The sequence below is a fragment of the Kluyvera sp. Awk 3 genome, assembly GCF_028069715.1.
In the GTDB taxonomy this organism is placed as follows: Bacteria; Pseudomonadota; Gammaproteobacteria; order Enterobacterales; family Enterobacteriaceae; genus Kluyvera; species Kluyvera georgiana_A.
Window position 1 is genome coordinate 1 of record NZ_JANEWH010000160.1, and the last position, 9320, is coordinate 9320.

5 protein-coding genes and 1 pseudogene are annotated in these 9320 nt (G+C 53.0%); all 6 read left to right on the plus strand.

Going from position 1 to position 9320, the window contains the following annotated elements:
- Nucleotides 1-191: 191 nt before the first annotated feature.
- Nucleotides 192-2309, plus strand: coding sequence for a glycosyl hydrolase family 18 protein (locus NNN71_RS21700; RefSeq protein WP_271459314.1), 2118 nt, complete (start codon nt 192-194; stop codon nt 2307-2309).
- Between the two features lie 78 nt (nt 2310-2387).
- Nucleotides 2388-5367: pseudogene (locus NNN71_RS21705) on the plus strand (chitinase).
- Between the two features lie 300 nt (nt 5368-5667).
- The gene (locus NNN71_RS21710; RefSeq protein ID WP_163449286.1) at nt 5668-6354 is read left to right on the plus strand and encodes a winged helix-turn-helix transcriptional regulator; all 687 of its coding nucleotides are present in this window, start codon (nt 5668-5670) and stop codon (nt 6352-6354) included.
- A 361-nt stretch (nt 6355-6715) separates the two neighbouring features.
- The gene (locus tag NNN71_RS21715) at nt 6716-7270 is read left to right on the plus strand and encodes a fimbrial protein BcfA (RefSeq protein ID WP_249022344.1); all 555 of its coding nucleotides are present in this window, start codon (nt 6716-6718) and stop codon (nt 7268-7270) included.
- 68 nt (nt 7271-7338) lie between these two features.
- Nucleotides 7339-8025 carry a fimbria/pilus periplasmic chaperone gene (locus NNN71_RS21720; protein ID WP_163448206.1) on the plus strand — a complete coding sequence of 229 codons (687 nt, stop codon included), beginning with the start codon at nt 7339-7341 and terminating at the stop codon, nt 8023-8025.
- An 11-nt stretch (nt 8026-8036) separates the two neighbouring features.
- The coding region (locus NNN71_RS21725; protein WP_271459315.1) for a fimbria/pilus outer membrane usher protein at nt 8037-9320 on the plus strand (1284 nt) is incomplete at its 3' end.

Below are 9320 nucleotides of genomic sequence, written 5' to 3' on the forward strand. Positions count from 1 at the left end.
ATATTTAATATCCAGGTAAATGATATTTAAGATGATGTTTGTTTATGGCTCATTGGCGTCATCACCAACCATTTCTCGGGAGTGTGTTATAAATATGATGTTTAGTGATTAGCCATTTTTTATCGCCAGCGGGATGATGGGCCCCGCAGCATGAACTGCGATATTTTTTCAGACTTAAAAGGAAATTTAAAATGGCTACGAGCAAACTGATCAAGAACGATACGCTTACTGAAACCAGCAATGCAGCAGATGGTTTTAATCCCGCAAAAGATGACAGTAAATTAAGTTATACCTCTGCACGAGTGGCAAAGCCGGTATACAACAAATATAAAGCATCCGCGTCTAAACCGAAGGTATTCGGTTATTACACCGATTGGTCGCAGTACGATAGCCGTTTACAGGGGATTGATATTCCGGAAGAGCGTGGCCGCGGCTATGATTTAACCAATGTTTCGCCAACTGCTTATGACAAATTGATTTTGGGTTTTGTCGGCATTACCGGTTTTAAGAAAAATGACAAACTGCAGCGCGACGTCGTTGCGGAAGCCGCGGCGGCCTGCGGCAAAGTGAAATACGAACCAACCTTCCTCGATCCATGGGGCGATTTTCAGTCTTATGTGAATCTGGGCTTTGATGTCAGCGGTTGGGATGTTGACCCAATGACGGTGACTCAAGCGAATGCGAAAGGGATGCTGGGCGCGCTGCGAGATTTACAGGCAAAGGCGAAAGCACAGGGCCATACGCTGGCGCTGTCGATGAGCATCGGTGGCTGGAGCATGAGTAACGGCTTCCATGAAACGGCTGCTTCAGATTCCTCACGCAAGATTTTTGCTAAAGGCGTGGTGAAACTGTTCAAACAATTCCCGATGTTCAGCGAAGTGGATATCGACTGGGAATACCCGAATAACGAAGGCGCCGGTAACCCGTTTGGTGAGGAGGATGGCGCAAACTACGCGCTGCTGATCGGTGAACTGCGTAAGCAACTGGATTCCGCGGGTCTGAGCAACGTGAAGATTTCTATCGCGGCTTCCGCAGTGACCACGATTTTTGATTACGCCAAAGTGAAAGATCTGATGGCCGCTGGCCTGTACGGCATCAACCTGATGACCTATGACTTCTTCGGCACTCCGTGGGCGGAAACGCTGGGCCACCACACCAATCGTAAAGCGTTGGTTGAAGGCGGCTGGTCTGTGGAAACGATTGTCGATCATCTGCTGGCCGAAGGTTTCCCTGCCGATCGCATCAACATTGGTTACGCCGGCTATACCCGCAATGCGCGTAATGTGGAAATTGAGTCTCTGTCGCCGCTGAAAGGCTCCTACAATCCGGGCAAAGTGCTGCCAAATGGTGAGTATGAAACCACCACCGGATCTTTCGAATCCGGCACCAGCGAATGGTATGACGTGATTTATAACTACCTGGATCTGGAAAATCAGAAAGGCCGTAACGGTTTCAACGTGTACACCGACCAGGTGGCGGATGCCGACTACTTGTTTAACCCGGAATCCAAACTGTTTATGTCTCTGGACACCCCGCGTACCGTGAAAGCGAAAGGCGAATATGCCGCGAAGCTGGGGCTGGGCGGTGTGTTCACCTGGACCATCGACCAGGACAACGGCGTGTTGGTTAACGCGGTGCGCGAAGGGCTGGGTTATGAGATGGAGTCTGAAACCATCGATATGGAGCCATTCTACTTTGAGGGCATCAACGTTGAGCAGGAGGAGAAAGACGACGCGGTTACCGACATCAACCATGCGCCGAAAGCGGCCATTGAACTGCTGGTTGTGGGTGGTTCAACCGTTCAACTGTCTGGCGCAGGCTCTTCTGATGAAGATGACGATGCGTTGTCCTATAGCTGGGGCGTGCCTTCCGATATCGCGGTAGCGGATAAAACAGCGGAAGTGATTGAGTTTGTTGTGCCGGAAGTGAGTGAAAAAACCGCGATGCAGTTCACGCTGTTTGTTCGCGATTGCTACAACGAACCGTCCACACAGCAGCGCTTTGTGCTGACCGTGGTTCCTGCGCTGTCTCAGGTACAGCCCGAACCGAAAGAAGAGGAAGACGAGATCGTGCCGCCGGTTGAGCCGGAAGATGAGACGCCCCCCGCGGCCGATGAGACGCCGGCAGCGGACGAAACCACCCCTTACGTGCTGTGGGATGCCACTACGGTGTATGGCGCAAACTGGGGCGCTTTCGAAATCGTTAGCTGGAAAGGCCATAACTACCAGGTGAAATGGTGGTCAGTTGGCGACCAGCCGGACCTGAACTGCGGTAACGGCGGTGCATGGACTGACCTTGGCGCTTACTAATAGGGCAGCAGCATAACGCATGGCACAAGCCCCGGTATTCCGGGGCTTTTTTCCACCAGGGAATGAGGAATCTCGTTTATGAGCGTCTCCATAAAGCACAGCAGTATTGATGAAAACAACTGGTATCAGAAGATCACCTTAACCTTTACGAATAATGGCAGTGACGCCGTGGATATGAATCAGGCGGCGATTCGTTTTACCGGCAACGGCCATCAGGATCCGTGGGGCAACTTTGGCGGTACGCTGAAAGGCGATATGCCGCTGACCCTAAGCAGCCAGATGCAGGGCATGCTGGATGCAAATGAGATCGTTATTCATCACAGCCGCGCTGCTGTTAGCGCCGGGGCAGAGCGGTACATTCTTCTTTAGTTTTGCGGCGACGCGGGTGCCGGTCGCCATTTCCGACTTTACGCTCACGCTGGCTGCTGCCGCGCAGGACGATATTGTCCCTGCCGATGACATGGAACAGGAGTCAGAGCCGGTTATCCCCGACGTTGCGCCGGATACGCCCTCTTCTGAAGCGGCGGAAGGCGAGGCTCCGGCGCTGAGCGTCAGTACGCTGCATCCCCAGAGCTGGTACCAGCGCGTCACGTTGACGCTGACCAACCGCTATTCGCAGCCGATAGATTTGAACCAGCTACAGCTGGCTTTTACCGCCGCGGGCCATCCCGATCAGTACAGCCCGTTTAGCGGCAGTATGCTGGGAAACCAGCCGGTGACGCTGAGTAGCGATGGTGGCTGGCCGATAGAAAAAAACACCATCGTGATTCATCATCACGGCGAGCTGCCGCTGGCGGCTGGCGCGAGCGCGGAATTGCAGTTTTATCTCGCTGCCACACAAACCCCGGTCACGATTAGCGAACTGACGGCCACCCTAGCGCACGATCCTACCCGTCAGGGGCAACTGGCACTGCGCTTCCCGGCAGTCGCGACAAATACGTCGCTTAAACCGACGGTTGACCTGCAGTTCCCCGATGCTCAGTTCCAGCGTCTGGTGGGCGAGTGGGGGCAGACGTTGACGATTGGCGATCTCGCGGCGGGTATTTATGGCATTAACGTCCTGACGTTATGTGACGATGAAATACGGATTTCACCGCAGCGAGCGCAGTTTTCCCTGACGCTTGCCGCCAGCGATGACATTCAGGAATGCGCGATTGAATATCTGCCGCCTGTCGAGTTTGCGACAGCGGCGTTGAATCTCGACGCCGTTGGCTTAACCGGCGCCGAGATGGTGGTGGAGCTTTGGTCGCCTGCCGGCGTATGCGAACAGACGCTGACGATGGGCGTTAACCAGACGGAGTGGGTGACGCAGCTGCTGGCGGATCATGACTATGCTATTTGCCTGCAACCGACTGTCATTAACAATCAGTCGATAACCACGCCTGAATCCCCCACGGTGTTTACCCCGATTGCCGGGCAGGTGAACACGGTGGAGGTCGCATTCCAGCAAGCTGCTGTGGATAGCCGCGAGTTTGTCGAAGTCCAGATGACGGTTCTGGGCCTACCGAAGGGCGCCGCGCCGCAGCGTTATCGACTTTTTAATAGTCAGTACCAGTATGTATTCACGCTGGCCAGCGATAGCCAGCCGCAAACGCTGCCGATGCGCTTACAGCCGGGCCAGTATTCGCTACAGGTCGCGGATGTTTTCATCGAGGGAACGCCGTGGCGCTGTGAACAAGACGCGCCGATCCGCGTATGGCAAAGCATCAACCACATCACGCTGGAGTTTGTTCAGGGGGTACCGCTGCGAGTGAAAGGCTGGCCGGACTATCTGGCGCACGGCGGGGTGACGGTGAATGCGCCGGAGACGGTATCGCTGTATCGCGATGTGCCGTTTAGCGCCCTGTTTAAATACGATGGTTTTGACGGAGGCGGCGACCCGATTCCGGCAGCGGAAGTCGACCGGAACGGCGATGGTTTCCTGGACTACGATTCTCTACCGGTCCATAAAACGGTTGCGTTGGTTCGCGAGATTGAAAAAGAGGCAGGGCGGCCGATTATGCCGGTGATGGTGGTGTACACCGCGAACGCCAGCGGCGGCAGCGCACTGGCCGATTTGCAAAACAGCCAGCGGCTACGTAACCACTTTGGCAACTTTATTACTCAGTGCCTGGCCGCGCAGTCATACAAGGATAGCGAGCACGCGGTTCCGGCGACTTTCGTGCTCAACCCGGATTTACTGGGCGCGATGCAGCAAGAGCCGTATGGCTATACCGCTGTTCGCCAGGCGAACAGCATGCAGGTGAACGTGCAGTTGGCGGCGGCAGTGAATGCGTTGCCAGCGATACCCGGTTTTATCGCGCCACAGCTGCCAACCTTTAGCAATGATATTTATGGTTACGTACAGGCGATTAACTATATCGTCCGCCACTTTGCACCGGACGTGGCATTCGGCTGGCAGACCAACGTCTGGGCGACTGGTACGGCGGATTGGGTGCTGAAGGCCAATGCCAATCCTGCTTCCATTGGCGCGGCAATGGCGGCCTTTATCAACGAACTTGGCGTTTACCGCGGTGAATACGCCCCGGATTTTATCGCCTTTGATAAATTCGAACGTGATTGTTTCAGCTCTGATGCGCTGGCGCACTATGGCTGGAATGCTAACTGCTGGCTTAACTATCTGGGGATGGTCAAGCAGGCGGCGCGGGATCTCGGCAGACCCGCAATGCTTTGGCAAATTCCAGGCGGACATATGCCGACGGCGGCGGAAGGTACCAGCAGAATTGCGGCGGCGCACTTTGCCTCCGGCGGTACGTTCTTTATGGGCGATAAGCGAATAGGCAGTGATATCAGCGCGATAACGTCAGGCTTGCTGAATACGGCGGTCAACAGTGCGACGTACGGCGTGGCGACGGTGGGCGATTTTCTTCGTCAGGATGGTGGCTATGATTGGGGGCAAATGCAGGCGCTGAACCTGCCTGACTATCACGTTTTTTCTGTACTTTGGGGCGGAGGTTCGACGATCAGTATTACGACGATCCATTCCAACGGTGAAGATGGCGGTTGGTTAGCTGAAAAAATGGTCGAATATTATGCCGCGCCACGTTATTTCCGCTGATATTGAGTTCTGTGGATTGGTGTTCGTATGATGCAACAGGCCGGATACTGACGGTTCCGGCCTCTCATTTTTGGTGGTTGCAGTAGCGTGTTTTTTTCTTTGTTAAAAAAAATTAAGTGTATTTTTGTATTTGTTTTTTATTTTTGTTTTAAGAATATGCTTAATTTGATATTTATACGTTTTTTGTGCTGTTGCTAATCATAATTTCTAAAGTATTACGTTATGTATTATTAATTGAAGCCGATCTAATGACTCGATATTGTTCAACGACCAATCATCATCTATATGTATGAAATAATAATGAATTTAGACTTTTCTGGTAATGAGAATGCATTGCATTCATTTATTTTTTCTCAGCAGGCTAAACCCCATGCGGCGATCGATACTCTTTTTTCATCGCTGCTGCCATTTGGTCAGCCATTTATTTTGCAAGCGGGTGAAGAGCTGTTTTTCGATTCAGAACAAGGTTATCGGATTGTATTATTGGAGGAGGGGATTCTCTCGTACTGCCGACGTGATGACAATATGCACATTAGTTCCGGTTTTGCGCCTTCGGTGATGGGATTAGTCGATTGTTATGGCATTACTTACGATGTGACAACCCGACCTGAACACTATCTTATTGCCGAAACCGAGTGCAGTGGGCGCACCGTGCTGCTGTCTGACTTTATCAGAATCGCCGATGAATGCGACCTTTGGCACGATGTGGCCCGCTTTCTGGCCTTTCGTTTAATGGTCATGTGCGCGCGCGACCGTGAGCTGGTTGGCGTCGACTCTTACCTGAAGGTGCGCGCGTTGTTGATTGAGGTATGGGCCTATCCGCAAGGGTACCGAAAGAACATCAATGTGCTGTCCTTTATTCAACGTCGCACCGGGATCTCTCGCAGTCGGGTATTGAAAATTTTGTCTGAATTAAAAAAGGGGGAGTATATCCAGATCGATAATGGTCGTCTCGTTGGTCTCAAGAAATTACCTGTGGCTTATTAGTGAATGATTGTTGTTAATATGTTGAGAGTGTTTTTCAAAAATAAGAAATATACCGACAGGTCACTTATCATGGTTTTTTAGATAAATCAATAGGCCATGCTCCATAGGCCGTTTGTCTTTCTGTTTTTCCTTTTAATACAGTTGGTTGTGTTTGGTCCTTTAAAGATAAAGGATGTTTATTGCATCCTTTATTAGACTTAATTAATAATTAAAATACGTCATCATCATTGTGTTTAATGAAATTAGCCTGGTCTTTTAATTAAGTCTTTATGAGCTATTGTTTTTAAATTCAGGTTCGTTTTTCAATTTAATTTTATCAGGGTGTTTTGATTCCATTTTTGGTTAATTTAAAAGGAAATCTATGAAAAAGCATTTATTTGCCATGGCGGCTATCGCGATTGCCATGGGGGGAACGATGTCGGCTTCGGCTGCGCAACTCACCGATACCAATACCGCCGTGTCCGGTGGCACCGTTAATTTTATTGGTCAGGTTGTTGATGCCGCCTGTTCTGTTTCCGCTGATTCAATCAACCAGACCGTGCAGTTGAGCCAGGTTCGCGCCGCGAAGTTGACCACCGCGGGCATGGTAGCCAACCAGAAGGAGAACTTTACGATCAAGCTGGAAGATTGCGATACCTCCGTTAAACAGAACGCGGCGGTGATCTTTAACGGCCAGCAGGACGCTAACCTGGCGGGCACGCTGGCGAATACGGCGGGCGCGGGGTCGGCAACCAACGTTGCGCTGCAGCTATATGGCCCGGATGGGCAGGTGCTCAACGTGGGGGATACCTCCTCCAGCGTGGCGCTGAACAACGGCGAAAACGTTATTCCGCTGAGTGTGGACTATATCGCGACCGGTGAAGCGACGGCGGGCAATGTCAGCGCGACTGCCACATTTAGCATGGTCTATTCCTGATCTTCTCTGGCTCTCTTTCGCGTGTGGGGCGCGAAAGAGAGTGTCGTCGTTATCCGGGTACGTAAAACATGAGTAAACAAACAAGACAGATGATGCGGTGCTTGCTGCTATTGGCCACCTTGAGTGTCGCCCAGATGGCGCAGGCGGGGGGGATCGCGCTGGGATCGACCCGCGTAATCTACCCGGCAGGCGCGAAGCAAGCGTCTCTGTCCGTCATAAACTCTGCCGCCAATAACGTCTTTTTGATTCAGTCGTGGGTGTCTAACGGCGAGGGGCTACGTTCACCCGATTTTATCATTACGCCGCCGCTATTTGTCATGCCGCCGAAGAGCGAGAATTTGCTGCGGATTATGTACGTAGGCCCGGCACTGCCAACAGATCGGGAGAGCGTCTTTTACCTGAACAGCAAGGCCATCCCTTCGGTGGACAAAAATAGCCGCTCCGGCAATTCGCTGCAGATTGCCACGCAGAGCGTGATCAAGCTGTTTGTCCGTCCTGACGGGCTTCCCATGTCGTCGATGCAAGCGCCCGCAACGCTGCGCTGCCATAACGAGAATGGCCGATTAACCATTAGCAATCCCTCTCCGTACTATGTGTCGCTGGTGGAACTGTATGTCGGCGGCAAGAAGCTGGCAAATAACATGGTGTCGCCGAAAGGGCAATTGACGCTGAACGCGCCAGCGGGACGCACCGTTTTTCAGACGGTCAATGATTTTGGCGCCACGACGCCAGCGCAAACCTGCCTGCCAGATTGATATATCGCCGGATGTACGCCATGAAGCGCTCTTTGCACAATACCGCCAGACCTGCGTTGACGAGCCTGGCCCTGGCGTTAGCCAGCGCGTTGGCGGCGCCAAAAGGTTGGGCGGAAAACTATTTTAACCCCGCTTTTCTTTCCGACGATCCGTCGGCGGTGGCCGATCTCTCAACGTTTAACCATAACAATCAGGCCCCTGGTATTTACCGTGTTGATATCTATCTGAATAAAACACGGCAGGCGAGCCGGGATATCACCTTCAACCCGCGCAAACCGGGGCAAACGGCCAGCGATAACAGCGGGTTAAGCGCTTGTCTGACCCCTGCGATGCTGCGGGATATGGGGGTGAACGTCGCCGCTCTGGCGACGTTGGCGAAGGCCGGGCCAACCGACTGTATCGATATCGCGGACGCCATTCCCGCCGCTTCGGTGAGTTTTGATTTTGCCCAGCAGCGACTGAACATCAGCATCCCGCAGGCGGCAATGGTCAATAACGCCAGGGGCTACATTCCTCCGCAAAACTGGGATGAAGGGGTGAATGCGCTGCTGCTGAACTACACGTTTACCGGGGCCAACAGTAGCGATAAGAGCGGTAATGGCTCGGCGGAAAATAACTATTTTCTGGGACTGAACGGTGGGCTAAACCTGGGGGCCTGGCGTCTCCGTGACGATTCCACCTGGAACTACAACAGCAGCAGCCGGGATAACAAGAGCGACTGGCAGCATATCAGCACCTATCTGGAACGGGATGTTGTGGCGCTGAAAAGCGAACTGACGGCGGGGGATAGCTATACCCCCGGCGGCGTGTTTGACAGCCTGCCGTTTCGCGGCGTGCAGATAGCTTCCGACGACAACATGTTGCCTGACAGTATGAAAGGGTTTGCGCCAACCATTCACGGCATCGCCAGCAGTAATGCGCAGGTCACCATTCGCCAGAACGGCTATGTCATCAACCAGCGCTATGTCCCGCCGGGCGCCTTTACCATTAACGATCTCTACCCGACGGCCGCCAGCGGCGATTTAATCGTTGAGGTGAAAGAATCCGATGGCAGCACCAGCAGCTATAGTGTGCCGTACTCCGCCGTTCCGGTGCTGCAACGAGAGGGCCGATTAAAATACGCCGCCTCGCTGGCGGAATATCGCGGCGATAGCAGTCAGAAAGAGGACGTAAAATTCGGCCAGGCGACGTTGATGTGGGGGCTGCCCCACGGTTTGACCTTATACGGCGGTACGCAGTTTGCCGAGCATTATAAAGCCGCGGCGCTGGGGGCGGGGGCCAACATGGGCGACTGG